Annotated in this window: 23 protein-coding genes and 1 pseudogene; 12 read left to right on the top strand and 12 right to left on the bottom strand. The window is 72.1% G+C overall.

Annotated features, from left to right (window positions below):
- Positions 1-170 precede the first annotated feature (170 nt).
- On the top strand, positions 171-986 hold the full coding sequence (locus tag IF78_RS0107825; RefSeq protein WP_031479976.1) for a putative protein N(5)-glutamine methyltransferase: 816 nt from the start codon (positions 171-173) through the stop codon (positions 984-986).
- A gap of 121 nt (positions 987-1,107) precedes the next feature.
- On the opposite strand, the gene IF78_RS43430 is transcribed toward IF78_RS0107825, so the two are convergent.
- A complete protein-coding gene (locus tag IF78_RS43430; protein WP_031479978.1) occupies positions 1,108-1,488 on the bottom strand; it encodes a hypothetical protein in 381 nt (126 codons plus the stop codon).
- Positions 1,485-3,563 (bottom strand): SpoIIE family protein phosphatase, encoded by a 2,079-nt coding sequence (locus IF78_RS0107835; protein ID WP_031479980.1) that lies wholly within the window; start codon positions 3,561-3,563, stop codon positions 1,485-1,487. The genes IF78_RS43430 and IF78_RS0107835 overlap by 4 nt, the downstream gene beginning before the upstream one ends.
- Positions 3,564-3,832: 269 nt before the next feature.
- Between IF78_RS0107835 and IF78_RS0107840 the strand changes: the two genes are divergently transcribed.
- Together IF78_RS0107840 and IF78_RS0107845 are read left to right on the top strand one after the other, a co-directional pair.
- Positions 3,833-4,705: a hypothetical protein gene (locus tag IF78_RS0107840; protein ID WP_031479982.1), complete on the top strand. Its 873-nt coding sequence runs from the start codon at positions 3,833-3,835 to the stop codon at positions 4,703-4,705.
- Positions 4,706-5,019: 314 nt separating this feature from the next.
- Positions 5,020-5,397 (top strand): hypothetical protein, encoded by a 378-nt coding sequence (locus IF78_RS0107845; RefSeq protein ID WP_031479984.1) that lies wholly within the window; start codon positions 5,020-5,022, stop codon positions 5,395-5,397.
- A gap of 28 nt (positions 5,398-5,425) precedes the next feature.
- On the opposite strand, the gene IF78_RS0107850 is transcribed toward IF78_RS0107845, so the two are convergent.
- Positions 5,426-6,586 carry a M20 family metallopeptidase gene (locus IF78_RS0107850; RefSeq protein ID WP_031479986.1) on the bottom strand — a complete coding sequence of 387 codons (1,161 nt, stop codon included), beginning with the start codon at positions 6,584-6,586 and terminating at the stop codon, positions 5,426-5,428.
- A gap of 161 nt (positions 6,587-6,747) precedes the next feature.
- Between IF78_RS0107850 and IF78_RS0107855 the strand changes: the two genes are divergently transcribed.
- Both IF78_RS0107855 and IF78_RS0107860 read left to right on the top strand, forming a co-directional pair.
- Positions 6,748-8,763, top strand: a complete 2,016-nt coding sequence (locus IF78_RS0107855; RefSeq protein WP_031479988.1) for an NADPH-dependent 2,4-dienoyl-CoA reductase — start codon at positions 6,748-6,750, stop codon at positions 8,761-8,763.
- Between the two features lie 53 nt (positions 8,764-8,816).
- Complete coding sequence (locus IF78_RS0107860) at positions 8,817-9,368, top strand: PadR family transcriptional regulator (protein WP_031479990.1); 552 nt, start codon at positions 8,817-8,819, stop codon at positions 9,366-9,368.
- A 100-nt stretch (positions 9,369-9,468) separates the two neighbouring features.
- Here IF78_RS0107860 and IF78_RS0107865 read toward each other — a convergent pair whose 3' ends face one another.
- Together IF78_RS0107865 and IF78_RS0107870 are read right to left on the bottom strand one after the other, a co-directional pair.
- Positions 9,469-10,008, bottom strand: coding sequence for a hypothetical protein (locus IF78_RS0107865; RefSeq protein ID WP_031479992.1), 540 nt, complete (start codon positions 10,006-10,008; stop codon positions 9,469-9,471).
- A 167-nt stretch (positions 10,009-10,175) separates the two neighbouring features.
- A complete protein-coding gene (locus tag IF78_RS0107870; protein WP_031479994.1) occupies positions 10,176-11,150 on the bottom strand; it encodes a fibronectin type III domain-containing protein in 975 nt (324 codons plus the stop codon).
- Positions 11,151-11,565: 415 nt separating this feature from the next.
- Here IF78_RS0107870 and IF78_RS0107875 point away from each other — a divergent pair, with 415 nt between their 5' ends.
- On the top strand, positions 11,566-12,297 hold the full coding sequence (locus tag IF78_RS0107875; RefSeq protein ID WP_037639884.1) for a glycoside hydrolase family 75 protein: 732 nt from the start codon (positions 11,566-11,568) through the stop codon (positions 12,295-12,297).
- Between the two features lie 7 nt (positions 12,298-12,304).
- Here IF78_RS0107875 and IF78_RS0107880 read toward each other — a convergent pair whose 3' ends face one another.
- The gene (locus IF78_RS0107880; RefSeq protein ID WP_031479998.1) at positions 12,305-13,066 is read right to left on the bottom strand and encodes an SDR family NAD(P)-dependent oxidoreductase; all 762 of its coding nucleotides are present in this window, start codon (positions 13,064-13,066) and stop codon (positions 12,305-12,307) included.
- 158 nt (positions 13,067-13,224) lie between these two features.
- On the opposite strand from IF78_RS0107880, the gene IF78_RS0107885 reads away from it, so the two are divergent.
- Positions 13,225-13,875, top strand: a complete 651-nt coding sequence (locus IF78_RS0107885; RefSeq protein ID WP_037639887.1) for a TetR/AcrR family transcriptional regulator — start codon at positions 13,225-13,227, stop codon at positions 13,873-13,875.
- A 155-nt stretch (positions 13,876-14,030) separates the two neighbouring features.
- On the opposite strand, the gene IF78_RS0107890 is transcribed toward IF78_RS0107885, so the two are convergent.
- From IF78_RS0107890 to dhaK, 3 genes are read right to left on the bottom strand one after another with little or no spacing between them, the layout of a single operon-like run.
- Positions 14,031-14,483, bottom strand: a complete 453-nt coding sequence (locus tag IF78_RS0107890; protein ID WP_234439787.1) for a PTS-dependent dihydroxyacetone kinase phosphotransferase subunit DhaM — start codon at positions 14,481-14,483, stop codon at positions 14,031-14,033.
- On the bottom strand, positions 14,476-15,075 hold the full coding sequence (dhaL, locus tag IF78_RS0107895) for a dihydroxyacetone kinase subunit DhaL (protein ID WP_031480003.1): 600 nt from the start codon (positions 15,073-15,075) through the stop codon (positions 14,476-14,478). The genes IF78_RS0107890 and dhaL overlap by 8 nt, the downstream gene beginning before the upstream one ends.
- Positions 15,076-15,124: 49 nt before the next feature.
- A complete protein-coding gene (gene dhaK, locus IF78_RS0107900; protein ID WP_031480005.1) occupies positions 15,125-16,117 on the bottom strand; it encodes a dihydroxyacetone kinase subunit DhaK in 993 nt (330 codons plus the stop codon).
- A 444-nt stretch (positions 16,118-16,561) separates the two neighbouring features.
- Between dhaK and IF78_RS43435 the strand changes: the two are divergent.
- Both IF78_RS43435 and IF78_RS50810 read left to right on the top strand, forming a co-directional pair.
- Positions 16,562-17,961: pseudogene (locus tag IF78_RS43435) on the top strand (potassium transporter Kup); the annotation flags it as partial.
- Positions 17,962-18,111: 150 nt separating this feature from the next.
- The gene (locus IF78_RS50810) at positions 18,112-18,525 is read left to right on the top strand and encodes a KUP/HAK/KT family potassium transporter (RefSeq protein ID WP_425314603.1); all 414 of its coding nucleotides are present in this window, start codon (positions 18,112-18,114) and stop codon (positions 18,523-18,525) included.
- A gap of 97 nt (positions 18,526-18,622) precedes the next feature.
- On the opposite strand, the gene IF78_RS0107910 is transcribed toward IF78_RS50810, so the two are convergent.
- The 3 genes from IF78_RS0107910 to IF78_RS0107925 form a co-directional block, all read right to left on the bottom strand.
- Entirely contained in the window at positions 18,623-20,575 is a 1,953-nt protein-coding gene (locus tag IF78_RS0107910; RefSeq protein WP_031480007.1) for a protein-arginine deiminase domain-containing protein, read from the bottom strand.
- A gap of 137 nt (positions 20,576-20,712) precedes the next feature.
- Complete coding sequence (locus IF78_RS47525) at positions 20,713-20,850, bottom strand: ATP-binding protein (RefSeq protein ID WP_425314601.1); 138 nt, start codon at positions 20,848-20,850, stop codon at positions 20,713-20,715.
- Positions 20,851-21,040: 190 nt separating this feature from the next.
- On the bottom strand, positions 21,041-21,946 hold the full coding sequence (locus IF78_RS0107925) for an EamA family transporter (protein ID WP_078662349.1): 906 nt from the start codon (positions 21,944-21,946) through the stop codon (positions 21,041-21,043).
- 69 nt (positions 21,947-22,015) lie between these two features.
- Between IF78_RS0107925 and IF78_RS0107930 the strand changes: the two genes are divergently transcribed.
- The 3 genes from IF78_RS0107930 to IF78_RS0107940 all read left to right on the top strand — a co-directional run bounded on the left by IF78_RS0107930 (position 22,016) and on the right by IF78_RS0107940 (position 26,518).
- The gene (locus IF78_RS0107930; RefSeq protein ID WP_031480011.1) at positions 22,016-22,870 is read left to right on the top strand and encodes a LysR family transcriptional regulator; all 855 of its coding nucleotides are present in this window, start codon (positions 22,016-22,018) and stop codon (positions 22,868-22,870) included.
- A gap of 478 nt (positions 22,871-23,348) precedes the next feature.
- On the top strand, positions 23,349-24,122 hold the full coding sequence (locus IF78_RS0107935) for an HAD family hydrolase (protein WP_031480013.1): 774 nt from the start codon (positions 23,349-23,351) through the stop codon (positions 24,120-24,122).
- A complete protein-coding gene (locus IF78_RS0107940; protein WP_031480015.1) occupies positions 24,119-26,518 on the top strand; it encodes a glycoside hydrolase family 65 protein in 2,400 nt (799 codons plus the stop codon). Before IF78_RS0107935 ends, IF78_RS0107940 begins: the two co-directional genes overlap by 4 nt.
- Positions 26,519-26,526 lie beyond the last annotated feature (8 nt).

Genomic DNA, 26,526 nt, shown 5'->3' on the forward strand with positions numbered 1-26,526 from the left:
CGTTGGGGTAGGGTGGCCGTCCGGCCGGGAGGGTCCCGGTGTGCGAGCGCGGGAGGTGAGCCCCATTACCGCTGTGTCAGCTCGGGTGCTCTCACCTCGATTCGGCGCGGATCACCGCCAGTAGGCGTCCGCGAGAGCGCCCTTCGGCTTCCGAAAGGCTCTCGGCATCCATGCCCCCTCTGTCTTCTTCCTCGCCAACGTCGTCCCCCTCGCCGCTGTCCCGCGACGCCGTCATCGCCGCGCTCCGGGCCGCCGGCTGTGTCTTCGCCGAGGACGAGGCCCGGTTGATCCTGGCCGCCGCCCGGACCCCGGACGAACTGGCGGCGATGGTGGACCGCCGTGTCACCGGCCTGCCCCTCGAACTCGTCGTCGGCTGGGCCGAGTTCCACGGACTGCGCATCGCCGTGGCACCCGGCGTCTTCGTGCCCCGCCGCCGTACGGAGTTCCTGGTCGAACAGGCCCTCGCCCACGCACCCGACGCCTGCGTCGTCGTGGACCTGTGCTGCGGCTCGGGCGCGGTCGGCGCGGCGCTGGCCGCCGCACTCGGCCGGGTCGAGCTGCACGCCGCCGACATCGACCTGGCGGCGGTGCGCTGCGCCCGCCGTAACGTGGCCCCCTTCGGTGGGCAGGTCCACGCGGGCGATCTGTTCGAGGCACTGCCCGCCGGCCTGCGGGGCCGCGTCGGCATCCTCGCGGCCAACGTGCCGTACGTCCCCACCGGCGAGGTCGGCCTCCTGCCCGCCGAGGCACGCGACCACGAGCCGCGGGTCGCGCTGGACGGGGGTCCGGACGGGCTGGACGTCTTGCGCCGGGTCGCCGACGAGGCGCCTCGATGGCTCGCGCCGGGCGGCTGCCTGCTGATCGAGACGAGCGAACGCCAGGCGCCGACGGCCCTGGAAGCCTTCAGCCGCAGCGGACTGTCGGCGCGTCTGGTCGTCTCGGAGGAGCTGTACGCCAATGTCGTGATCGGTCTGAACGAGGCCTGATCAGGCTGACGCGCCGCTCTTCGAAGGACTCTCCGAGGGGTCGGGGGCCCGCCAGTCCCAGTGGCGGGGTCCGGGGAACCCGTCCCGCCAGTCGCCCGGCCCCCGGTCCTTCACCCACTCGTCAGTGTCGGGGGTCCTTGACGGTGGCCTCACCGTGAAAGCCGCCACCGCCGAAGCCGGACCACGGGCCGTGCCCGTGCCGTTCGCGGGGCGTGTCGGCCTCGCCGGAGCCCGAGGACGTCGCGGCGTACGCGACCGTGCCGACGAGTGTCAGCGCGGCGACCGTGGCCGCGGTGGTCAGCGCCCGGGCCCGGACGGACGGCCGCTGCCACAGGCCGCGCAGCGCCGCACCACGGGTGGGCTCCCGTTCCGGACCGCCCGGTCCCGTGAGGACCTCGAATTGCGTGCCGTCCGGCTCAGTTCCTGTGCGAAAGCGGCGCGCGGGCGCCGAGGGCCGCGGCGCGCGTCCCGTAAAGGCGCTCCCCGGCGCCGTACCTGTCAACCGGGCGGCAGCACACGGGCGATGAGCAGCGCCACGTCGTCGGAGTTGTCGGGCTGGTGCAGGGTGCGCAGGAGGAGGTCGCAGCACTCCTCCAGGGGGCGGTCGGGGTCGTCGAGGAGCTCCAGGAGCGCGTCGAGGCGTTCGTCGAGGGGGTGCTGACGGGTCTCGACCAGGCCGTCCGTGTAGAACACCAGCTGGTCGCCGGGCTCCAGGTCGACGGTCGTGGTCGAGAAGGCGACGCCGCCCACGCCGAGCGGTGCTCCGGTGGGCAGTTCGAGGAGTTCCGGGTCGTGGCCGTGGCGGACGCGGACCGGTGGCAGATGCCCCGCGTTGGCGATCCGGCACTGCCGCAGCCGCGGGTCGTGGACGGCGTAGACGCAGGTCGCGATGGAGTGGTCGAGGCCCTCGGTGATCTTGTCGAGGTGCTCCAGGAGCCGGGTCGGTTCGAGGTCGAGGGAGGCCAGCGTATGCGTAGCCGTGCGCAGCCGGCCCATGGTCGTGGCGGCGTCGATGCCGCTGCCCATCACGTCGCCGACAACGAGCGCGGTCTTGCCGTCCTCCAGCGGGATCACGTCGAACCAGTCGCCGCCGACCTCGGCGCTGGCGCCCGCGGGCTGGTAGCGGGAGGCGACCTCCAGGCCGCCGGTCACCGGCGGATGGCTGGGCAACAGGCTGCGCTGCAGGGTGAGGGCGGTGTCGCGGGCGTTCTGGTACCAGCGGGCGTTGTCGATCTGCACGGCCGCGCGGGCGGCCAGTTCCCGGGCAAGCAGCAGATCGTCCTCGCTGAACGGCAGCGGATTGCGGGTGCGCTTGAGGTCGAGGGCGCCGAGCACCTCGCCGCGCGCGATCAGCGGCACCGCGAGATAGGAGTGCACGCCCGCGCGAGCCAGTTGGACGGCGGCCTCGGGGGAGCGGGCGATCCGCAGCAGGTCCTTCTCCTCGACCCGGGCGACCATCACGGGGCTGCCCGTGCGCACGCACTCGGTGACCAGGCGGTCCGGGCCGTAGCGGGCCACCTCGCCGGGCTGGTCGGCGGCGGCGAGGGCCACCGTGACATGGTCGGACTGGACGGCCAGGGCGCGGATCACCGCCGACTCGGAGGGGCCGAGGGTGCTGCGTCTGCCCTCCACCACGGCTTCGAGCAGGTCGACGGCCGCGACGTCGGCGAGCTCCGGCACGGCGACGTCGGCCAGCTCGTGCGCCGTGATCTCCAGCTCCAGCGTGGTACCGATCCGCGCGGAGGCGTCGGCGATGAGAGCCAGGCGCCGACGTGCCGTCTCGGCCTCCACGGCGGCCTGGTGCTGCTCGGTGATGTCCACGGCCATGCCGGCGACGCCGAGCACGGTCCCGGCCGTGTCCTCGAGCCGGTAGAGCGAGACGGACCAGAAGTGCTCCCGGTCCGGATCGGCCGGCGTCCGGCCCACGATGCGCTGGTTGATGATCGGGTCACCGGTTCGCAGCACCTGGCGCAGCGCCGCCTCGATGGCGTCGGCGTCGATGTCCGGCAGCAGTTCGCGCGGCGTGTGGCCGATGTGGTCCTCGGCGGGGATGCCGTTGAGCTGTGCCAAGGCCTCGTTGACCGAGACGTACCGCAGGTCGGTGTCGAAGACGGCCAGGCCGACCGGGGCCTGCGCGATCGTCCGCGTCGACAGCGCCACGTCCCGCTCCAGGCGCCGTACGGTCGTCTGATCGGCGCACAGGCCCAGCGCGTAGATGTCCCCCTCGTCGTCGAGCAGCCGCATGTTGCGGAACTCCACCAGCCGGGTGCTGCCGTCCTTGCGCCGGATCGGGAAGGCCCCGGCCCAGCCCTGACCGGTCTCCATGACGTCGGAGAACAGCTTGACGACCAGGTCCAGGTGCTGTTCGTGGACCATGATCCGGGCGGCGTACTGGCCCAGCGCCTCGCGCGCCGAATAGCCGAACAGCTCCTCGGCCTGGGGGCTCCACAGCACGATGCGCCCCTCGACGTCGAGCACGACCGAGGCCACGCCCAGCACGTCGAGCAGTCCGCTCGGCCCCAGCGGCCCGCGCACGGGCTCCTCGCCCTGGGGCACGGGACGTTCGGCTGCAGACATCCCACGCACCGCCTTCGCCCATCCTCGCGGCACGCCGTTCCCCCGTGCCGACTCCCCTTGTTCTACCGCGTTCAACCGGATCCGGGCCCCCTTGGTCGTTCACCTCCACCATCCCTCAACACGGCGGGGAACGTCCGCCGAAGCGGTCACGGGCGCACGTGACTGTGGCCGATCAGACAGCGCACGTTCGCTTTCTTGGTCTGTACATGACCACATCACACCGCCAGACTGTGCGCCGACACGCTCCCACCCCCCAAGGAGTCGCTCCCATGGCCCTGCGCGCCCGGCAACGTTGTCATGCCGCTCTCACCGGCCTCGTCGCCCTCGCCTGCGCCGCCGTGCTGTCCACCGCGACGCCCGCGCAGGCCGCCGACACCTGGACGGAGGTGGGCTCCGACCGCGCCGACCCGCTGACCGAGAGCCAGGGCCTGACCTCCGTCGAGGTCCCGGCGAACAGCCCCAACCGTTACACCGGCATCGGCACCATCCCCACCTCGGTGAGCAGCCGCGGCTGGAACCATGTCGGCGACCCCGACGCCTCCTACGACGGCTACTACGTCGAGCCGTACCAGGCGGACTCGGGCAGCGCGAAGATGTTCCGGGTCCAGGCGCCGGACGGGACCTGGGCGGAGTACGTCCACACGCTGGGCTCCGGGGAGGCGCTCAACAACTCCTTCGTCGCCATCACGCCCGGCGGTCAGTGGATGGTCTCGGGCGAGTGGGGCACCATGACCCGCCTGCTGGTCCACCCGACCCCCGGCGTGAACCCCGGCACGTCCCCCTCGGCGAACCTCCCGTGGGTGTCCAGCATCCGGCTGGACCACGCCGTGCGCGACATCCAGGGCTGCGACTTCCAGAACGCCACGACCCTGCTCTGCTCGTCCGACGACCCCGCGGGCACCCTCTTCGGCATGACCAAGCCGCTGCTCCGGATCGACCTCTCCGCCGAGCCCGGCACCTCCGACGTGACCGGCCACGTCACGGCCCTGCGCCGGCTCCCGCTGCGCAGCTCCTGCTCGGGCGAGTTCGAGACGGAGGGCATCGACTACGACCGCCGTACCGGCACTCTGCGTGTGATCGTCCTCTCGCCGGGCTTCTGCGTGCTGACCGACAGCAAGACGTACCGGTTCACGCGCGGCTGAGGCCAGCCGCCGTAGGACCGAGGCGACGCGGAGGCTGGGGGTACCCCCAGGGGCGTTGTCGTCGGTTGCCGACTCCCCACGCTCGAACAACCTTGCGCGGGAGTAGACCCATCGCGTCGGTGCCCTCCTCCGCCTTGCGGCTGGACGCACCAGACCCCGCTCACCTGCGCTGATGAGGTGCCGTTGCGTGCAGCCGGCCTGATCCGCCGGACTGGCCCTAGGCGCTCCGTCGTCCGTGGTGCTTTTCTTGGGGTTGGGGTCCGGTTCCGCGGGCTACCCGTGGCACCGCGGCGGCCACGAGAGGAGCGATCACGATGGACCGTGAACGACTGCACGAGGAACCCGTCTCCGTCGAGATCAGCGGATGCAGCAAGGAGGACGCCCGGATCGTGTTCGACACGCTGTGTGCCTGCTTCGAGTCCGACCGGGGCCCCGACGACGTGCCGCAGCAGCTCCACGAGACGCGCCCCATGGTGTGGCTCGGGACGTTCGAGGTCACGGACGCGCACGAGTGCCCGCCGCCCGCGCGGCTCTCGTCGACCGTCGAGGCCGACGCGCAGGGCGGCTACTGGGCCATCGAACGGCTCCGCACCACGCTGGACTCCCTGTTCACGGTGCACGACCTCACCTCGGCCTCGGGCGACCAGGAGCGGGAGCTGCATGTGGTGCTGAAGAGCCGCCCGGGCCCCTGACGGCCGAGGCCGGTGAGGGCGAACCCGGTCAGGACGAACCCAGGAGGCCGAGCACGGTACGCCGGTAGACAGCGTGGACGGCGGGCAGATCCGCGAGACAGGCCCGCTCGTCCACGCCGTGCAGCCCCTCGTACCGCACGCCGAAGCCCGCCGTGGCCGGGATGCCCTCGCCGGCGAGCAGATTGCCGATGTTCGAGGGGCCGGCGGTCTTCGGCCGGACCGTGAGGCCCTGACTGCGAGCGGCTTCCAGCAGTGCCGCCGCGGGCTGCTGGTCCTCGGTCAGCCGGTACGGCGGCCAGGCGGCCACCCGGGTGACCGTGGTCGGTCTCGGGGAGGGCAACCGCACGTCCAGCTCACCCACCGCTTCACGGACCAGACCCTCGGCGGCGCGTGCGTCGAAGCCCGGAGTCGTGCGGATGTCGACGCCCAGCTCGCACAGGTCGGGCACGACGGAGAAGCCCTGACCGCCGTGGCAGGAGGTCACCGTCAGCCTCGGCGGCAACGGGAACTCCCCGTCCGCACCCGGGAGTTCCGCCTCCTCCAGGAGACGCACGAGACGCGCCGCGCGGGAGACGGCGCCCGACGTCGTAGAGCGGGACCCGGAGTGGCCCGAGGCCGCGTGGACAGCGATCGTGGCCCGCCACAGGCCCCGCCCGCCGACCACGACCTCGTCGAGCCCGGGGTAGCCGATCAGCACCCCGGCCGGACGCACTGCTTCCGGATCAGCGAGGTAGGCGCGGGCACCCCCGAAGCCGCCGGTGTGCTCGTCGACGTCGAGAAGTACCGCGAGCCCGCCGTGCAGGGCGTCGGCCCGGCCCTGCAGCTCGGCCGCGATACCGCAGAACATCGCCGCGGCGAGCTTGGAGTCCGCCGCGCCCCTGCCGCGCAGCCAGCCTTCGACGACCTCGCCGGAGTCGGGCGCGAACGACCAGGCGGCCTCGTCGCCGTACGGGGCGGTGTCGACGCAGGCGTCGAGGGCCCACCAGGGGCCGGGCCGGCCGCCGGCGACCTCGATCAGCAGACCGACGGCGGCGTCCTTGTCGCCGTGCAGCCGGCGATACGGCAGTCCGCGCCCGGCGAGCCAGTCCTCCAGGACGCCCAGAACGGGCTCGTAGTCGTCGACCCCGGCGCGGCTGGGGCAGCGGATCAGCCGCTGGGCGAGGTCGATCACGTCGGCGTGTGCGGTCATGGGGGCAACTGTGCCCGAAGGGCGACCGGCGCCGGCGGGCGGTGGGAGTGGCCGGTGTCAGTGGTCAGTGTCACCCTTCCCTGGTTGTGCAACTAGTTGCATAAAGGCTCTCGGGTCCTCTACAACTACGTCAGGCACGACACCGCGCACGGAGGGCCCCGATGAGCCGTTACCCGCACCTGCTGAGCCCGCTGGACCTGGGCTTCACCACGCTGCCCAACCGCGTCCTCATGGGCTCCATGCACGTGGGCCTGGAAGAGGCCGAGCGCGGCTTCGAACGCATGGCTGCCTTCTACGCGGAGCGTGCGCGCGGGGGAGTGGGTCTGATCGTCACCGGCGGCATCGCACCCAACGACGAGGGGCGCCCGTACGCTGGGGGCGCCAAGCTCACCACCGAGGCGGAGGCCGAGCAGCACCGGGTCATCACCGAGGCCGTGCACCGCGAGGGCGGCCGGATCGCCATGCAGATCCTGCACTTCGGCCGGTACGCCTACCACCAGGACCTCGTCGCACCGAGCCCGCTGCAGGCGCCGATCAGCCCCTTCCCGCCCCGCGAGCTCACCGACGCCGACGTCGAGCGGACCATCGACGACTACGCCCGCGCCGCCCGCCTCGCTCGGCAGGCCAGCTACGACGGCGTGGAGATCATGGGCTCCGAGGGCTACCTCATCAACGAGTTCATCGCCACGCAGACCAACAAGCGCACCGACCGGTGGGGCGGCTCGTACGAGAACCGCATGCGCTTCCCGGTGGAGATCGTCCGGCGCGTGCGCGAGGCCGTCGGCGAGGACTTCATCATCGTCTACCGGCTGTCCATGCTGGACCTGGTCCCGGGCGGCTCCACGCTCGACGAGGTGATCACGCTCGCGAAGGCCATCGAGGCCGCCGGGGCGACCATCATCAACACCGGCATCGGCTGGCACGAGGCGCGCATCCCGACCATCGCCACCTCGGTGCCGCGCGGCGCCTACACCTGGGTCACCAAGCGCCTGATGGGCGAGGTGTCGGTCCCGCTCGTCACCACCAACCGCATCAACACCCCCGAGCTGGCCGAGGAGTTGCTGGCCGACGGCTGCGCGGACATGGTGTCCATGGCCCGCCCGATGCTCGCCGACCCCGACTTCGTCGCCAAGGCCGCCGCCGGGAAGCCCGAGGCCATCAACACCTGCATCGGCTGCAACCAGGCGTGCCTCGACCACACCTTCAGCGGCAAGATCACCTCCTGCCTCGTCAACCCGCGCGCCTGCCACGAGACCGAGCTGACCCTGTCCCCGACCAGGCTGCGCAAGCGCGTCGCGGTCGTCGGCGCGGGGCCCGCCGGACTGGCCTGTGCGGTGAGCGCGGCCGAACGCGGCCACGACGTCGTGCTGTTCGACGCCGCGAGCGAGATCGGCGGACAGCTGAACGTCGCCCGCAAGGTCCCCGGCAAGCAGGAGTTCGACGAGACGCTGCGCTACTTCCGCCACCAGCTCGACTGGCAGGGCGTCGACGTACGGCTGAACACCTGGGTGTCGGCCGACGATCTCGCTGCCTACGACGAGGTCGTGGTCGCCACCGGCGTCACCCCACGCACCCCGGACATCCCCGGCGTCGACCACCCGAGCGTCGTCGGCTACCTCGACGTCCTGCGGGACGGTGCCCCCGTCGGCGAGCGCGTCGCCGTCCTCGGCGCCGGCGGCATCGGCTTCGACGTCGCGGAGTTCCTCACCGACGGCGGCGACAAGGCGAGCGAGGACCCGGCGACGTACTTCCGCCAGTGGGGCGTCGACATGGACTACACGGGCCCCGGCGGCCTCGCCGCCCCCGAGCGGCCCGCCCCGCCGCGCACCGTCCACCTGCTGCAGCGCAAGACCAGCAAGGTCGGCGCCGGTCTCGGCAAGACCACCGGCTGGATCCACCGCACCGAGCTCAAGCACCGGGGCGTCACCATGGTGCCGGGCGTGCGCTACGACCGTATCGACGACGCCGGACTGCATGTCACCGTCGGCGAGGAGAGCACCGTCCTCCCGGTCGACACCATCGTGCTGTGCACCGGGCAGGAACCCCGCCGCGACCTGTACGAGGCGCTGCTCGCCGCGGGCCGCAGCGCGCACCTCATCGGCGGTGCCGACGTGGCCGCCGAACTTGATGCCAAGCGCGCCATCAAGCAGGGCACGGAGCTGGCGGCGAGCCTGTAGCGGCGGGTGATCACGTTCGTTGGACGACCACCTCGCGTCCCTAGGATGAGCCCATGTCACTCCCGCACGCGATCCTCACCGCCCTGCTCGAAAAGCCGTCCTCGGGGCTGGAGCTGACCCGTCGCTTCGACAAGTCGATCGGCTACTTCTGGTCGGCGACGCATCAGCAGATCTATCGCGAGCTGGGAAAACTGGAGACGGAGGGCTTCATCCGCACGCTGCCGAGCGAGCAGCCGGCCCGTGGGCAGAAGAAGAGCTACGAGGTCCTGCCCGCGGGCCGCGCCGAACTGGCCCGCTGGACCGCCGCGTCCCAGGACCCCCGGCCGCACCGCGACACCCTGCTGCTGCGGATGCGTGCCGCGGCCGTCGTGGGCACCGAGGGCATCGAGGCCGACCTCCGGCGCCATCTCGATCTGCACCGGCGGCAGTTGGCCGAGTACGAGGAGATCCAGAAGCGGGACTTCCCGCCCGGCAGGGACAGTTCCCAGGACCGGTTGCGGCACCTGGTGCTGCGCGCCGGGATCGATCTGGAGACCTTCTGGACGCAGTGGCTCACGCGCGCTCTGGAGGAGTTCGCGGAACTGCCGGGTCATGAGGGGGCGTGAAGCGGGCGCGCGGAGGAGGTCGGGCTTCCGCTCGCGACCTCAGGGCCGGGCAGGGTTTGGACCCGCGGCGTCAGAGCCGGTACGGCTGCGGGCCGGGGCCTCAGAGCCGGTACGGCTTCGACTTGCGGCGCAGGAACCAGGCCGTGGCCAGGCCACCCGCGCCCACCAGGATCCCGCCGCCGACCAGCGTCAGGGTGCCGTAGTCCGTCGAGGAGCCGCCCATGCCGCCCATGACGCCGCGCGACGGGGAGGCCGTGGCGGAGATCGTGCGGGTCGGGGTGGGGCCCGAGACGATGACCGACTGGGTGCCCGCCGTGACGCCGTTGGAGCACACGACGATGACGGTGTAGGTGCCCGCGCTCACGGCCGACCAGGCCGCCGACTGCAGCGCCTCGGTCCCCGACAGGGAGACCTGCCGTCCCTGGGCGAAGTTCGACTGCCTGCTGTTCAGCAGCGAGGCGGTGCCCCAGCTGCCGTTGACGTTGGTGCACGCCCTGGTCGTGACGGAGACCGTGGACCCGGTGGTGCTCACGGAGATCCCCGGTCCCGCGGTGGCCGGACCGGCCACCGCGATGAGGGGAAGAACGGAGGCGGCTGCCACGGTCAGGCCCGAGCGGAGGAATAGCGATGAGTTGCGCATGAATGCCCTCCGGCGGCACGGTCGGCGGAACATCCCTGGCGCCGCCGAGGATCGGGAACGCCCGTGCTGCCTCAGTGGCAGCCAACGCGCCCTGGGCCCCGCCCGCATGCGGGCCTCCACCGGACAGGTGACGGACTGCTGCATACGGGGGATGCCGGACCCGGACCTCAGCCTCGCGCGCCCGTCGTCACCGTCCGCTCCGCCGAGAAGCCGCCCCAGGTGCCGTCCGGTAGCCTGCCCCGGATCCGTACCCGGTGGCCGGCCCCCTTCTCCGTCCCCAGGTAGAAGCTGTACGCGGCCCGCTCGCGCGGCGCGTTCCCGCCGTACACCAGAGAGGTGACCGTACGGCCGTCGAGCTGTACCTGGTACTCCACGACCACACCGTCCGTACGCGGCGGCACCCAGCTCAGGTCGAGGTGGTACGCCCCGTCCTCACGATGGGTCGTCGCCCGGAAGGCCGTCGGCGCGGTGCCGCGCCCGTCGTCGGTGCCCGGTGTGGTGATGCGGACGGCCGTCGAGGCGGGCGAGACGTTGTCGGCCGCGTCCCGGGCCAGGACGGTGAAGGAGTAGCGCGTGCCGGGCCGAAGGCCGGTGACCACGGTCGCCGTCTGGTTCCCGCCCACACTGTGGATCTTCACGCCGCCCTGATGGATGTCGTACGACACCACGTCCCGGTCGTCCGTCGCGTGCGACCACGACAGCTGAACCGCCCGGCTGCCGACCGCCCGGCCATGGGCCCGCCCCGGACGCGTCGGGGCGGAGCGGTCGGCGGCCACGGCCTCGGGAGTCCTTGCCCGGACCTCCTTGCTCGGTGGACCGAGCCGCCCGTCGGTGTCACGTGCCCGCACCGTGAAGGCGTACATGGTGGACGGTTTGAGCATGGTGACGTCCACCATGTGTGCGGAACCCGGCACTTCCTTGACCTTCGTAGGACCCCGATACACCTCGTAGACACGGACGCCGCGGTCCGCGGAGACGGCGTTCCACATGACGTGCACGCTGGTCGCGCTGCCGGCGGCGGCCGTGACACCCGTGGGCGCCCCGGGCAGCCGGCCGCCCTCCTCGTCCGCCCCGCTCCAGGCGCAGGAGGAGAGCAGCACGATCGCACAGAGGCTCGAAAAGGGAACGAGGGTACGTCGCACGACACTGCCTCCCGGGGGCGATCTCGTGGCAATGGTACGGACCAATATGGCGCGGCTGACGCGATCACATCAAGAGGGCGGTCACTTGGTGAACCGCTTCGGGAGTTTCGTATGCTGAAGCTCCTCGCGGCTGAACTCTCCCTGAGGATGCGGAAGTTCATGCCCTCGGCACGGGTCGCTGTCGTCGCTGTTCCCGCGCCGGATGCGGGTGGCCGGGGGGCCGGGTTCCAACGCGGAGTCAGGCCCCCGGCCACTGCCGGAAGTTCCTGGGGGTTTGCGTCGTGTCGCCGGGGTGTGCGGCGTAGGGCCCCACTGGTGGCAGCATGATCTGAACGGCATCAGATTAGCTGAGTGCCCTGTTGATAATGCTTCGGGCTGAGCGCTCGTCAGTTTTCCTGAGGAGAGGTGTCCTTTTGTGCGTGTCCGGTCGCTGACGCTGGCGGCGGCAAGTGCCGCCCTGCTCGCTCCGACGTCGTTGCCCACCCCGCCGCCCGGCCCGCCGCTTGGGCCCATGGCGCGGCGCGACGCCGATGTCAGCGCCGCTGACCTGCTGTCAAAGGTGCGTGGCTGCACGTCCGTTTCCCGCGGGAGCTACCGCACCGACAGCAACACGCCCGCGACGATCCCGGTCTGCGGGGTGCCGGGTGCGGTGTTCTGGAAGGCGGACATGGACATCGACTGCGACGGGCAGCCCACCGGCCGCTGCAACCGCCGTACGGATCCCTACTTCTCCGCGGCGACGGCCTTCCAGCAGTCCGACGGCCGCTACCCGAGCGCCGAACGCCTTCCGTACATCGTCGTGCCCGCCCCGAGCGGCATCTGGAACCACCGTGACCAAGGCGTCGGCGGCGGTTCGGTCGCGGCTGTCGTGTACCGGGGCCGGGTGCTGTACGCGGTGGTCGGCGACGTCGGCCCGCAGGACATGATCGGTGAGGCGTCGTACGCCACCGCCGAGGCGCTCGGCATCCCGGCCGACCCGCACAGCGGTGGCACGGCCTCCGGGGTCACCTACATCGTCTTCACGGACGAGTCGGTGACGCCCATCGAGGACCGCGCGGCCGTCGTGACGGCCGGCGAGCGGCTGGCGAGGGAGTTCGTGCACGGTGAGCAGTCGGTGCCCAACGGCCCGGCTCCGCAGGGTCATTGAGGGCGCGTCAGACCGCCGACCAGCCGTCGTCGACCGGCAGGATCACGCCGTTGATGTTGCCGGCCGCGTCCGAGGCGAGGAACACTATCGCGGCGGCCTGCTCCTCCGGCTGGGCCAGCCTGCCCAGGTTCACGAAGTGCGGGCCGAGAGCCGCCGGTCCGTGGGCGTCCTGCGCGGCGTCCACGACGATGCCGGTCTGAGTGCCGCCCGGGGCGATGGCGTTGGCGCGTATCCCCTGCTTTCGGTACATCACCGCGAGCGACTTCGTCAGCCCCACCACACCGTGCTTCGACGCCGTGTACGCGGCGCCCGCGGCGCTGCCCCGCAGACCTGCCTCGGACGCCGTGTTCACGATCGCGCCTCTGCCGGCCTCGAGCATGTGCGGCAGCGCCGCCCGGGTGAGCAGGAACGGGGCGGTGAGGTTGACCCGGATGACCCGCTCCCACTCGGCGTCGGTGACGTCCGCCAGGGCCGACATCCGGTCCATGATCCCGGCGTTGTTCACCAGCACGTCCACACCGCCGAAACGCTCGACGGCGGTCTCGACCACCTGGTCGACGACGGCCTGCTCGCTCAGGTCGCCGACGACGGCGACCGCGGCGCCGCCCGCCTGCTCGATCTCCTTGACGACGGCCTGAGCGCCCTCGGCGTTCAGATCCGCGGCCACGACCCGGGCGCCCTGCTCGGCGAAGGCCAGCGCGGTCGCGCGCCCGATGCCCGATCCCGCTCCGGTGACGATGACGCTGCGTCCGTCCAGTCCGCCGCTCATGAAGTGCTCCATCTCTTGTCCGATGCTCGACGCTCGATCCCGCGGGGGCGACCCGTCGAATGCGCCTGCGGCCTCACCCTACGACTTAATGTCTCTGAGTGACATAAAGTCTTCGGGGAGAATTCCGGGAGAGCGATCAGCGCCGGCCGGAGGAGACCATGACCGCAGCCCGCGAAGGCACGAGACGACCTACGGGACGACCGCCCCTCACGGAGGAGCGCAAGGCCGAGATCCGGCTGGAGATCGCGCGGGCGGCGGTCGACCTGTTCGTCACCCAGGGCGTGGCGGCGACCACGGGCGAGCAGATCGGAGCGGCGGTCGGTGTCTCCGCGCGGACGGTGTGGCGCTACTTCCCGACCAAGGAGAGCTGCGTACGGCCGCTGTTCTCGGCCGGTATCGACGTGATCGCCGATTGCCTGCGGCAGTGGCGTCCCGGGGAGCCTCTGGACCGGGTCATCGGCCGGGAGTTCGCGGTCGAGGGGAACCTCGCCGCCGTACCCGACCGTTCGACCGTGGGGGCGCTGGTACGGCTGACCCGTACCGAACCCGGGCTGCGCGCGATCTGGCTCCAGACCTACGACGAGGCCGAACCGGCGTTCGCCCGCGCCCTCGCCGAACGCGCCGGTCTGCCCGCCGACGACCTGCGCCCGGCGATCCAGGCGGCGATGTTCAACGCGGCGCTGCGCGCGGCGGTCGAGTACCACGCCTGGCACACCACCGACGCCGGGCCGGCCCCGGAGGCGACACAGGCCGAGTTGATGGCGACGCTGCGTTCGGCGATGGAGGTCGTGGCGCAAGGGGTGGCGTAGGCGTAGGAGATGCCGCCGGGCTCGGCCGCCCGGCCTGCGGGCAACGGCCGTAGGCCCCTCGGCCCGCCGACCGGAGAACCGGTGGCGCGGCCGAGGGGCCCGTGGCACGGCGCCTGCTGGCGTGCGTGTTGCCGGGCGCGGCTGTTCTGCCTGGCCTACACCTTTCGGTACGCGTACGCCTCCGCGGCCGCCGCCTCCACCGCCGCGAGGTCGGCGCCGGTGGACGCGGTGACGACCGCGGCCACCGCGCCCTCGACGAAGGGGGCGTCCACCAGGCGTGTGCCGGCGGGGAGTTCGTCGCCCTCCGCGAGCAGGGCCTTCACGGTGAGGACCGCGCTGCCCAGGTCGGTCAGCACGGCGACCCCGGCGCCGCGGTCCACGGAGGCGGCCGCCGCGGCGATCAGCTCGGCGCTGGTGCCGAGGCCGCCGCCCTCGGTGCCGCCCGCCGGGGCTACAGGCACGGCCGTGCCGCCGCCCGCGAGCCCCTGCGCCAGCTCGGCCACCGAGGCGGCCACCTGCGCGCTGTGCGAGACCAGCACGAGGCCGACGAGCCGCTCGCCCTTCCCCTCGTCACGCACTGCCTTGTCACCCACCGCCTCGTCACTCACCGTTCGCCTCCGCCAACCCCGCGATCAGCAGCGCCGACGACGTGGCCCCGGGATCCTGGTGCCCGATGCTGCGCTCCCCGAGATAGCTCGCCCGCCCCTTGCGGGCCTGCAAGGGCGTCGTCGCCAGGGCGCCCTCCTCGGCGGCGGCCCGTGCCGCGGCGAAGCCGTCGCCGAGCGCGTCCACGGCCGGCACCAGCGCGTCGATCATGGTCTTGTCACCGGGCGCCGCGCCACCGAGCGCCATGACCGCGTCCACGCCGGCACGCAGCGCCTGGGTGAGTTGCTCCTCGCTCACCTCTCCCGCGTCCCCGAGCGTCTTGCCGGTCCGGCGCAGCAGCGTCCCGTACAGCGGCCCCGACGCCCCGCCGACCGTCGAGATGAGCTGCCGCCCGGCGAGCGTCAGGATCGCGCCGGGTGTCGCCGGGGCCTCCTTCTCCAGCGCGGCGGTGACGGCAGTGAACCCGCGTTGCAGGTTGCTGCCGTGGTCGGCGTCCCCGATCGGCGAATCGAGGGCGGTGAGCCGTTCCGCCTCGCGGTCGACGGCAGTGGCGGTCGCCGTCATCCAACGGCGGAAGAAATCGGCGTCGAGCACTGGATCTCCTAGCGTGACAGTTGCCTTGCGATCGTGTGACTCCGCCGGATCACATTCCCCACCGCAGCCCGGGAGTCCTCACCGGCGCGTTCCAGAGCCGCAGCAGTTCCTCGTCCACCTGGCACAGGGTGACCGAGGCGCCGGCCATGTCGAGCGAGGTGACGTAGTTGCCGACGAGGGTGTGGGCGACGGCGACGCCGCGTTCGGTGAGCACCCGCTGGACCTCGGCGTTGAAGCCGTACAGCTCCAACAGCGGTGTCCCGCCCATGCCGTTGACCAGGACCAGGACCGGATTGCGGGGGGTCATGTCGTCCAGGATGGCGCCCACGGCGAACTCGGCGATCTCGCCCGACGTCATCATCGCCCGCCGCTCCCGGCCGGGCTCGCCGTGGATGCCGATGCCCAACTCCAGCTCACCGGGTGGCAGATCGAAGGTGGGGCTGCCCTTGGCGGGCGTGGTGCAGGCGCTGAGGGCGACACCGAAGCTGCGGGAGTTCTCATTGACCTGACGCCCGACCGACTCCACCCGCTCCAGCGGCTGCCCCTCGTCCGCGGCGGCACCGGCGATCTTCTCCACGAACAGTGTCGCGCCCGTGCCGCGCCGCCCGGCGGTGTAGAGGCTGTCGGTGACCGCCACGTCGTCGTTGACGAGTACCTTCGCGACCTGGATGCCCTCGTCCTCGGCGAGCTCGGCGGCCATGTCGAAGTTGAGGACGTCCCCCGTGTAGTTCTTCACGATGAACAGCACGCCCGCACCGCTGTCCACCGCGGCTGCGGCCCGGGCCATCTGGTCCGGAACCGGGGACGTGAAAACCTCGCCGGGGCACGCCGCCGACAGCATCCCCGGACCCACGAATCCACCGTGCAGCGGCTCGTGTCCCGACCCGCCGCCGGAGATGAGGGCGACCTTCCCCTCCACGGGGGCGTCCCGCCGCACGATCACCCGGTTGTCGACGTCGACGACCAGTTCGGGATGAGCGGCCGCCATCCCGCGCAGGGCGTCCGCGACCACGGTCTCCGCGACGTTGATCAACATCTTCATGGGTACCTCCGGTGAGACTGGCGGATGGGCCTCTGGTCAGTGTCGTCGCTGATCGGGTCCGGATGCTGAATTACCGCTGTTTCCTCGAGGACAGTGCATGAGGTGTCTGTGGGCAGTATCGACCTTGCGGCAGCGAAGGTCACGTGCGCGGGGGGTCCGGGGTGGGCCTCGGACGCCGGCTCGCCGCACGACGGAGGGCGGCTGTGCTCGACGACGCCCACCCTTCCGGCCGCCTCCGGGCGCACCTGCCCCACCTTCGTGCCGCAGCGGCGGCCCCGGCCACAACACGGCGTCATCGCCGTGACGGACGCACAGCCGGGAAGGGCCGGGCGCGGGCGAGGATCGGCGGGACGCGGTCGCGGGGGCGGCCCACCGGATGGCCGGAAGGGCGTCGGGACGCGAGGATCGGCGCAGCCACGGCAGCCCGCGAGGAGGAGGACCACCATGGCCGAGCACCGGCAGGGCGCCGAGTCGGGCGGCGGATCCGAGGCGCGGCCGCCGCAGGCGCACGGGGTGAGCGCGCCGGACACGGTGCGTCTCGCGGTGGTCGTCGGCGCCCTCGGCGTGGTCTTCGGCGACATCGGGACCAGCCCGATCTACACCATCCAGACCGTGTTCAACCCCGACGACCCGCACCCCGTCCCGGTCAGCACGGAGAACGTGTACGGAGTGGTGTCGCTGGTGTTCTGGTCGGTGATGATCATCGTGACGGTCACCTATGTGCTGCTCGCGATGCGCGCCGACAACGACGGCGAGGGCGGCATCATGGCGCTCATCACCCTGCTGCGGCGGTGGAACGCACAGCGCGGCCGCAGAGCCGCCGTCGTCCTGGCCGCGCTCGGCATCTTCGGCGCGTCACTGTTCTTCGGTGACAGCATGATCACCCGGCCATCTCGGTGCTGTCCGCGGTAGAGGGGCTCAAGGTCGTCGAGCCGTCGCTGGAGGACGCCGTCGTGCCCATCACCGCGGTGATCATCGTGCTGCTGTTCCTGGTGCAGCGCCGGGGAACCGCGGCGGTGGGCAGGATCTTCGGGCCGGTCATGATCGCCTGGTTCGCCGCCATCGGCGCGTGCGGCGTCGTCGGCATCACCGATCATCCGGACATCCTCAAGGCGCTGTCGCCGACGTACGCGCTGGACTTCCTGATCGGCCACTTCGGTACGGCCTTCTTCGCCCTGGCCGCGATCGTCCTCGCGGTCACCGGCGCCGAGGCGCTGTACGCGGACATGGGGCACTTCGGCCGCCGGGCGATCACCCGGGGCTGGCTGTTCCTCGTCCTGCCCGCCTGCGTCCTCAGCTACCTGGGCCAGGGCGCGCTGATCCTCGACGATCCGGACCACATCAGCAGCCCCTTCTTCCTGCTCGTGCCCGACTGGGGACGCTGGCCGATGGTCCTGCTGGCGACGGCGGCGACCGTGATCGCCTACCAGGCGGTGATCACCGGCGCGTACTCGGTCGCCTCCCAGGCGGCCAAGCTCGGCTATCTGCCGAGGCTGCGCATCGCCCACACCTCCGAGTCGACCATCGGCCAGATCTACGTCCCCTGGATCAACTGGCTGCTCATGTTCTCGGTCCTCACCCTGGTCTTCGCGTTCCGCAGCTCCGCGGCGCTGGCCTACGCGTTCTGCATGGCGGTCACCGGCACCATCACGACCCTGCTGTTCTTCTATGTCGCCCGCGCCAAGTGGGGTACCCCGGTGTGGGTGCTGGCGATCGGCGGGGGCGTGCTGCTCTTCGTGGATCTGCTGTTCGTGGCGGCCAACATGACCAAGCTCGTGCACGGCGCGTGGCTGCCGCTGCTGATCGGCCTCGTCACGTTCACCGTCATGACGACCTGGCAGCGCGGCCGCGAGCTGGTCACCGCGGCACGGGCGCGCGCCGAAGGGCCGTTGCCCGAGTTCATCGACGACCTCCGCAGCGGCAGGGCCTCGACGCGCCAGATCCCCGGCACGGCCGTCTTCCTCAACCGGGGCAAGGAGACCGCACCGCTGGCCATGCGGGCCAACGTCGAGCACAACCACGTCCGACATGAACACGTCGTGATCCTCGCCCTGAAGACCGAGCCGGTGCCCCGTGTCCCGGCCGACCGGCGGGTCGTCGTGGACGACCTCGGCTACGCCGACGACGGGATCATCCACGTCACCGCCCGGTTCGGCTACATGGAGACCCCGGACGTGCCCGGCACCCTGGCGCTGCTCGACCCGTCCGCGACCGAGGGGCCGCTGCGGCTCGACGAGACGTCCTACTTCCTGTCGAAGATGGAGCTCCGGCGCGGCACGGCACCCACCATGGCCCCCTGGCGCAAGCGGCTGTTCATCGCCACCTCCTACATCACGGCGGATGCCGCCGAGTACTTCGGCCTCCCTCGCGACCGTACGGTCATCATGGGCTCGCACATCGAGGTGTAGCCGCCACCGGAGGGGTGTGGTCCGCGCCCGCACGGGCAGACGCGGACCACCCGACGGTCAGGCTGACGACACGGTGGTCAGGCTGACCGCACGGCCGTCAGTTCGACTTCCACCAGGCCGCGGAGGCGTCCCGCAGCGTGTTGGTGCCGCAGTGCACCTCGCCCATGCCCAGGTGGTAGGTGTACCAGTCGTCGATGTACGACACCTTCAGACCGGCTCGCGTGTACACGGCGGTGACGGCCTGCGTGAAGATGTCCTTGCCGCCGATGACGGGTCCCCACTGGCGCGGGGCGAGATAGCGGTCGCGGGCGAGCAGGACACCGTTGACGGCGCCGGGGACATAGGCGCTCGTCCGGACGGCGGCCCGGGCGCCGGGGGCACCGCGGCCCTGGTCGAGCCACTTCTGCTGGCCGTACTTGTCCAGGCTCTTCACGAGCGCCGGGTCGCCGCCCATGCGCGTCAGCCGCGGCACGGGCACGTCCTGCCCGTCGGCCGCCGACATCTCCGCCTCCCGGGTGTACAGGGCCGGCACGCGCACGATCTCCGCGTCGGTGACGCCGGTCTCGCGCTTGAGGATGTCGAGGTTGGCCTCGATGCGCTGGGCCGCCATGGTGTTGTCGGCCACGAAGTGCCGGGAGGCGAGAGCCTGGTCGATGGTCTCCTTCGGCGCCGGCTCGCCCCCGAGGCCCGGGACGGAGAACATCCTGGTGCGGCCGTGGCCGTCACGCTGCGCGTCCTGCAGGAGCTTCAGCCCGGCCCGCGGGTCGGCGACGCCGATCCGCCAGCCGCGCGGGGTGTCGGCGGGCAGGAACTGCACGAACTCGTCGACGTGCCCGACGCCCAGCCACGAGGTGTCCAGCAGCAACGGGTCCTGCAGACCCTGGGACTTCAGCAGGGTGCGCATCGCCTGCGCCGGCTTGGAACCCGTGTCCTTGCGCTGGCCCATGATGACGCGGCCGGCCGGGAAGGACCGTCCGCCGTGCGTGTAGGGCGGAATGGTCTCCAGGTTCCCCGTGGAGTTGAGCGTGTGCTCCTCCGAGTCGCGCACGCCGGAGACCTGCACCACCCCGACGTCGCGGCCGCGCAGCTTCTCGAACAGCTCCCGGCCCGCCTCACGGTCGGGCTGGGCGGAGCGCAGCATCACGCGCATCGCCTGCCGCCGCCCGCCGGGGCCGGTCATGCTGACGTAGGCCGGCTCGACGAAGTCCTGCGCCCAGATGTCGCCGTACTTGTCGAAGGTCACGAGCGGCTTGGTGATCCCGGCCCGCCGCACCTCCGTCTCCAGGTTCTTGACGAACTGCCGGTAGGGCTGGTCGGCGGGGCTGTTGCCGGGCAGCTTGGTGACCATGACCGCTTGCGTGTTCTGCAGGTGGTGGTGGGTCAGGAGCGGGGCGACGCGCAGGGTGACCGTGTCGGACGTGGTCGCGCCCGCGGACGTCACGCTCAGCCGGATCACCGCCCGGCCGTCCCACTTCGCGGTGTCCCGGATGATGTCGGTGGCCTCGACGCCGAACTCCACGCCGGAGCGCAACTCGGCCGCCGACAGCCGGGTTTCACCCGTGACCGGCACCCAGGCACCGGAGCGGTTGAGGAAGACCCGGGTGTACTTGGCCCCGGCCGTCACCTGCACGCTGCCCTTCGCCCCGGACGCCAGGCCCGGCATCGGCACCGAGCGGACCCGGGCGAGATCGGCGGCGTCTGCACGCCCGTTGACCTTCTTGTCCGAGGCGTCGTTGCAGGCGGCCAGCTTGGCGTCGGACAGCGGCCGGCCACCCGGGCCCCTGACCGGGCAGCGCTTGGTGTCGTCGTCGAGGTTGGGCAGGTAGACCGCTCCCCGGCCGACGGACCAACTGTCCTCGCCGGCCGTGTCGGTGTCGCCGGTGACGTCGACACGGCCGTCGCGGTCGACGTCCGCGCGGAGGTCGGCGGTCGCGGTCGACGGTGCCGCGAAGGCGGGGGAGAGCGGGCTGGCGAGCACGGAGCCCGCCGCGGTGACGGCGAGGATCACCTGTCTGGCAGAGGTCGTACGTATACGCGTACGTGTGCGCACGGCACATCCCTTTCCGGTGGGGGGTGTTTCGCCGTGCAAGAGGAGGAACGCGCGCGGTGCGTTCACTGAGGGGACGGGAGTTCATCCCTGGGTCTGACAACATCCCCCCGATCAGGGGGTGTGGCTCACCGCGGCTGTCAGTCGGTGTGGGCCGGGAGCCGGAGCCGTACCTGGTAGCCGCCCTCGGCTGTCGGGCCGGACTCGAAGGTGCCGTCGAGGAGTTCGGCCCGTTCCCCGAGGCCGACAAGGCCATGGTGCGACCACGTGGTGGCCATCACTTCCTCGGCATCGAGGAACTGGCGGCTCGCAGCCGCACGTTCTGGTCGGCTTCGTCGTCACTGTCACCGTGTTCGCCGTGCTGTGGTCCCGGTTCATCCGCCGGGGACCGCTGGAGTGGCTCCTCGGCAAGACCACCAAGGTCGCGGAGCCGGTCCGGTGAGCGGCCCTGTGAGAAGTGTCTCCGCGTCAGTTCCGTGACGTCAGAATGCTGAGCGCGTTGGCGGCCACGACGGCGCCGATGCCCGCCCACTCCGGCGCCCCCAGTTCCTGGCCCAGACCGATCAGGCCGACCAGGGCCGCGAGGACGGGGTTGACGCTCATGAACAGTCCGAAGGCCCGGGCCGGGACGTGGCGCAGGGTGAACAGGTCCGCGACGTACGGCACGGCCGAGGACAGCACACCGGCGGCGACCGCGCAGGCGACGGCGCCGGTCGTCGGCGGATGCCGGAGGACGACGATCACGCCGACCGGCAGGAACATCAGCGCGGACAGGCAGGACGCGGCCGCCGCGCCCTGCGCTCCGGGGATGCGACGGCCGACCGTGCGGTTGAGCAGGATGTACGAGGCCCAGCAGACGGCGGCCAGCAGGCCCAGCGCCATTCCCAGGTAGTCGGTCGAGGGCTGAGGGCGCATCAGGGTGACGACTCCCGCCGCCGCGATCGCCGCGCAGCAGACGTCCACGCGGCGGCGGGAGGTCGCCAGCGCGATGGTGAGCGGGCCGAGGAACTCCAGCGTCACCGCCAGGCCCAGGCCGACGCGCTCGATCGCGGAGTACAGCGACAGGTTCATGGTGCCGAACACGAGCGACAGCAGGACGACCGGCCACCACTGGCCCCACGTGAACGTACGCGTCCTAGGCCTGCCGACGGCCACCAGCACCAGGGCGGCGACGTACTGGCGCACGGCGACGACGCCGAGGGGACCGAGGACGGGGAAGGCGAGGGAGCCGATCGCGGCGCCCGTCTGGTTGGACAGACCGCTGCCGACCATGGTGGCCAGACCGGCGAGACGTCCGCCGGCCGGCTCGGGGCGCGCGGAAGAGGCTGCGGAGGCGGGCGCCGGAGCGGGCGCCGATGCGGGGCGGGTGCGCATGCGCCCATCGTGGAGACCCCTCCACCCTTGCGAGAAATGCGTTGACGTCCTCAGCTATACGCTCCAGTCATGGATGTGGAGCTGAGGCAGTTGCGCTGCCTCGTCGCGATCGTCGACGAGGGCACCTTCACCGACGCCGCGATCGCCCTCGGCGTCTCCCAGGCGGCCGTCTCCCGTTCCCTCGCCTCCCTCGAACGCGCCCTGGGCGTACGGCTGTTGCGGCGGACCTCCCGCGAGGTGACGCCGACCGGCACCGGACTGCGGGTCCTGGCGCACGCCCGGCGCGTACTCGGCGAGGTGGACGACCTGGTCCGGGAGGCCGCCTCCGGGCACGACCGGCTGCGGATGGGCTACGCCTGGGCGGCGCTCGGCCGGCACACCCCGGCCTTCCAGCGTCGCTGGGCCGCCGCGCACCCGGCGACCGATCTGCAGCTCGTCCGCGTCAACTCGGCCACCGCGGGGCTCGCCGAGGCCGCCAGCGACCTGTCCGTCGTGCGCCGGCCGGTCGACGACCGGCGGTTCGACTCGGCCATCGTCGGGCTGGAGCGGCGGCTGTGCGCGGTGGCCGCCGACGACCCGCTGGCCCGGCGCCGCGCGGTCCGGCTGGCCGACCTCAGCGGCCGCACCCTCCTGGTCGACCGCCGCACCGGGACCACGACCACCGAACTGTGGCCGCCCGACTCGCGCCCGGCGACCGAGGAGATCCACGACGTCGACGACTGGCTCACGGTGATCGCCACCGGCCGCTGCGTCGGCATGACCGCCGAGGCCACGGCCCACCAGTACCCGCGCCCCGGTGTCGTCTACCGGCCGGTGCGGGACGCCGAACCCGTCGCCGTCCGGCTGGCCTGGTGGCGCGACGACCCGCATCCCGCCGCGCAGGCGGCGATCGAGCTGCTCACCGCGCTGTACCGCGGAGACTGACGCCCCCGCCCCCGGGGATGCGCACGGGCCTGCGGTGGCGTGTCATGAGAGGTGTGGGGTGAGCCAGGGGTGCGTGTGGCGAGGCGCCCCGGGAAACGACGGGCGACGACACGGGGCGGGAAGGGCCCCATCCGCTTCTCGCGGATCCTGATTGCGCGGTGCACGGCCGTGAGCCGCTTCTCCGCGTCGTTCCGGGTCCTTCCCGTCACCTCCAGCACACCACGGGCGCGGCGGATGCGCCAGGGCCGGTCGGCGCCCTTGCGGCAGAAGTGGGGCGCCCGGAGGTGACAAGGCGGGTCTGGCGGGTACCCATGAGCGGATCCCGCCCGGCGCGGGAGAGCCGTCGAGCGGAGGTGAGGAGGCCGTGCGGTTCGCCTTCCGTGACTTCGGCGCACGCGGGCATCCCCTGGATGCCGTACGCGCACGGTGCCGCCCCGCGCCCGGCCCGGTCGCCGTCCTGCCGCGGTCGGGGTGACCGATGCCCCCGCCCCGCAGTCCCGACACGTCCCGCGACGCGCTCGCCCCCGTCCTGCGCGCCGTACACGCCGTCGTCTTCGACACCGACGGCGTGATCACCGACTCGGCCAGGGTGCACGCCGCCGCCTGGAAGGAGGCCTTCGACGCCTTCCTGCGCGCCCACCCGCCCGAGGACCCCGCGCTTCGCCGCCCCTTCGACGAGCGGGACGACTATCTGCGCCACGTCGACGGCAAGTCCCGCCTCGACGGAGCGGCGGCCTTCCTCGCCGCGCGCGGCATCGAGACGTCGGCGGACACGGTACGGGCCGTCGCCGCGGACAAGGAGCGCCTGTTCACGCGGCGGCTGCACGAGCAGGGCGTCGACGCCTACCCGGGGACGGTGCGGCTGGTGAAGGCGCTGCGCGCCGCGGGAGTGCCCCGGGCCGCCGCCTCCGCCTCCCGGCACGCCGGCGAGCTGCTGGACCGGGCAGGGGTACGCGACCTGTTCGACGCCCTGGTGGACGGCGGCGAGGCCGCCCGGCTGGGCCTGGCGGGCAAGCCGGAACCCGACCTGTTCCTGGAGGCGGTCCGCCGGCTCGGCGTCCCCGCCGACCGGGCCGCCGTCGTCGAGGACGCCCTGGCCGGCGTCGAGGCGGGCCGGCGCGGCGGCTTCGCCCTGGTGGTCGGCGTGGACCGGGCCGCCGGCGCGGACACCGGGGCGCGGCTGCTGCGGCACGGCGCCGACATCGTCGTACACGACCTCGGAGAACTCTGCGCGGGAGGAGCGCCGAAGTGACCGACGACCGGAGCCCGCGGGCCGAAGCGACGGGCTGGAGCTGGGAGTACGAGGGCTATGTGCCCGCCGACGAACGCCTCCGGGAGTCGCTGTGCACGCTCGGCAACGGCTACTTCGCCACCCGGGGCGCGCTGCCCGAGTGCGCCGCGGACGACGTCCACTACCCGGGAACCTATGTGGCCGGCATCTACAACCGGCTCACCTCCGAGGTGGCCGGACGCCAGGTGGAGAACGAGGACATGGTCAACGTCCCCAACTGGCTGCCCCTGCGCTTCCGCATCCCCGACGGGAACTGGATCGTCCCCGACACCACGCCCGTGCTCGAACACCGGCAGCTGCTGCGTCTGTCCGACGGGCTGCTGGAACGCCTGACGCGCTACGACCTCGGCTCAGGCCAGGCCTTGACGGTTCGTCAACTGCGGCTGGTGCACATGGCCGACCCTCATCTGGCGGCCCTGCGCACCGAGTTCACGGCCGAGGGGTTCTCCGGTCCGCTCGAGGTCGAGGCGGCCCTGGACGGCTCGGTCACCAACTCCGGCGTGCAGCGCTACCGGGACCTCGACGGCCGCCATCTGACCCACGTCCACACCGGTACCGCCACGCCGGACACCGTCTGGCTGCGCTGCCGTACCCGCACCTCCGACACCCGGATCGGCATCGCGGCCCGGCTGAGCGTCGAGGCGTCGGTCACGACCCGCCACGAACGGCCGTACGCCCTCCAGCGCTTGACGCTCGACATGGTCTCCGGCCACACCGTCACCGTCGACAAGACAGTGGCCCTGCACACTTCCCGCGACCCGGCCATCAGCGACCCGCTGCACGCCGCCGTCGACCGGGTGGGCCGGGCCCCCGGCTTCGAATCGCTGGCCCGGTCGCATCGCACCGCCTGGGGCCAGCTCTGGCGCCGTGCCGAACTCGACGTGCCGGGTGAGTCGGGCCGCATCCTGCGGCTGCACCTCTTCCATGTCCTGCAGACCCTCTCCCCGCACACCGCCGACCTCGACGTCGGCGTGCCCGCCCGGGGACTGCACGGCGAGGCCTACCGCGGGCACGTCTTCTGGGACGAACTGTTCGTCCTGCCCTTCCTCAACCTGCACTTCCCGGAGGTCTCCCGCGCCCTGCTCCGCTACCGCCACCGCCGCCTCGAACAGGCCCGCACCAGCGCCGAGGCGGTGGGCCGCCGGGGCGCGATGTACCCCTGGCAGAGCGGCAGCGACGGGCGTGAGGAGACCCAGCAACTGCATCTCAACCCGCGCTCGGGGCGCTGGCTGCCCGACCACTCCCGGCTCCAGCACCACGTCGGCTCGGCGATCGCCTACAACGTGTGGCAGTACTGCGAGGCGAGCGGCGACACGGAGTTCCTGCACACCAAGGGCGCCGAGATGCTGTTGCACATCGCCCGCTTCTGGGCGGACAAGGCCGTCTACGACGACAGTCTGGGCCGCTACCGCATCAGGGGCGTCGTCGGCCCCGACGAGTACCACGAGTCCTATCCGGACGCCGACGCGCCCGGCCTCGACGACAACGCGTACACGAACGTCACCGCCGCCTGGGTGCTCGCCCGCACTCTGGAACTGCTCGACATCCTCCCCGAGCCCCGCCGCCGCGAACTCGTCGAACGCACCGGCCTGGACGGGGGCGAACTCGAACGGTGGGACGACGTCTCGCGCACGGTCCACGTCCCGCTCCACGACGACGTCATCAGCCAGTTCGCCGGCTACGGCGACCTCGCCGAACTCGACTGGCACGGCTACCGCGAACGGTACGGCGACATCCGGCGCCTCGACCGGATCCTGGAGGCGGAGGGCGACACCGTCAACCGCTACCAGGCCTCCAAACAGGCCGACGTCCTGATGCTGGGCTACCTCTTCGCACCGGCCGAACTGGGGGGCCTGTTCCGCAGGCTGGGGGTCCGGCTGGACGAGGACATGTGGCGGCGCACCGTGGACTACTACATGCACCGCACCAGCCACGGCTCCACCCTCAGCGGCCTGGTCCACGGCTGGGTGCTGGCCCGGTGCCGGCGCGAGGAGGCGTGGAAGTTCTGCCAGGAGGCGCTCCAGGGCGACATCGCCGACGTGCAGGGCGGCACCACCGGCGAGGGCATCCATCTGGGTGCCATGGCCGGCACCCTCGACCTCGTCCAGCGCGGGCTGACCGGCCTGGAGACCCGGCGCGGCGCCCTGTGGCTCGACCCCGTGCCGCTGCCCGAGCTGTCCTCCTACGGGTTCGCCCTGCGCTACCAGGGCAACTGGGGCGTACGGCTGCGTCTGGAACGCGGACTGCTGGAGATCGCGGTGCCGTCGCACGACGTCACACCGATCCACGTACGGCTGCCGGGCCGCGAGGTGGCCATTCAGCCGGGCGAGACGGGGCGGCTGGTCCTGCCCGAGTGAACCGGGCC

The organism is Streptomyces bicolor, assembly GCF_000719285.1.
Lineage (GTDB): Bacteria > Actinomycetota > Actinomycetes > Streptomycetales > Streptomycetaceae > Streptomyces > Streptomyces bicolor.

Bases quoted from the DNA above. Each gene is read 5' to 3' on its own strand.
- IF78_RS0107930 (WP_031480011.1), top strand. From the start codon at position 22,016: ATGGATGTGGAGCTGAGGCAGTTGCGCTGCCTCGTCGCGATCGTCGAC.
- IF78_RS0107855 (WP_031479988.1), top strand. From the start codon at position 6,748: ATGAGCCGTTACCCGCACCTGCTGAGCCCGCTGGACCTGGGCTTCACC.
- IF78_RS0107835 (WP_031479980.1), bottom strand. From the start codon at position 3,563: ATGTCTGCAGCCGAACGTCCCGTGCCCCAGGGCGAGGAGCCCGTGCGC.
- IF78_RS0107825 (WP_031479976.1), top strand. From the start codon at position 171: ATGCCCCCTCTGTCTTCTTCCTCGCCAACGTCGTCCCCCTCGCCGCTG.
- dhaK (WP_031480005.1), bottom strand. From the start codon at position 16,117: ATGAAGATGTTGATCAACGTCGCGGAGACCGTGGTCGCGGACGCCCTG.
- IF78_RS0107935 (WP_031480013.1), top strand. From the start codon at position 23,349: ATGCCCCCGCCCCGCAGTCCCGACACGTCCCGCGACGCGCTCGCCCCC.
- IF78_RS0107840 (WP_031479982.1), top strand. From the start codon at position 3,833: ATGGCCCTGCGCGCCCGGCAACGTTGTCATGCCGCTCTCACCGGCCTC.
- IF78_RS50810 (WP_425314603.1), top strand. From the start codon at position 18,112: ATGCGGGCCAACGTCGAGCACAACCACGTCCGACATGAACACGTCGTG.
- IF78_RS47525 (WP_425314601.1), bottom strand. From the start codon at position 20,850: ATGGCCACCACGTGGTCGCACCATGGCCTTGTCGGCCTCGGGGAACGG.
- IF78_RS0107885 (WP_037639887.1), top strand. From the start codon at position 13,225: ATGACCGCAGCCCGCGAAGGCACGAGACGACCTACGGGACGACCGCCC.
- IF78_RS0107925 (WP_078662349.1), bottom strand. From the start codon at position 21,946: ATGCGCACCCGCCCCGCATCGGCGCCCGCTCCGGCGCCCGCCTCCGCA.
- IF78_RS0107860 (WP_031479990.1), top strand. From the start codon at position 8,817: ATGTCACTCCCGCACGCGATCCTCACCGCCCTGCTCGAAAAGCCGTCC.
- IF78_RS0107865 (WP_031479992.1), bottom strand. From the start codon at position 10,008: ATGCGCAACTCATCGCTATTCCTCCGCTCGGGCCTGACCGTGGCAGCC.
- IF78_RS0107845 (WP_031479984.1), top strand. From the start codon at position 5,020: ATGGACCGTGAACGACTGCACGAGGAACCCGTCTCCGTCGAGATCAGC.
- IF78_RS0107880 (WP_031479998.1), bottom strand. From the start codon at position 13,066: ATGAGCGGCGGACTGGACGGACGCAGCGTCATCGTCACCGGAGCGGGA.
- IF78_RS0107850 (WP_031479986.1), bottom strand. From the start codon at position 6,586: ATGACCGCACACGCCGACGTGATCGACCTCGCCCAGCGGCTGATCCGC.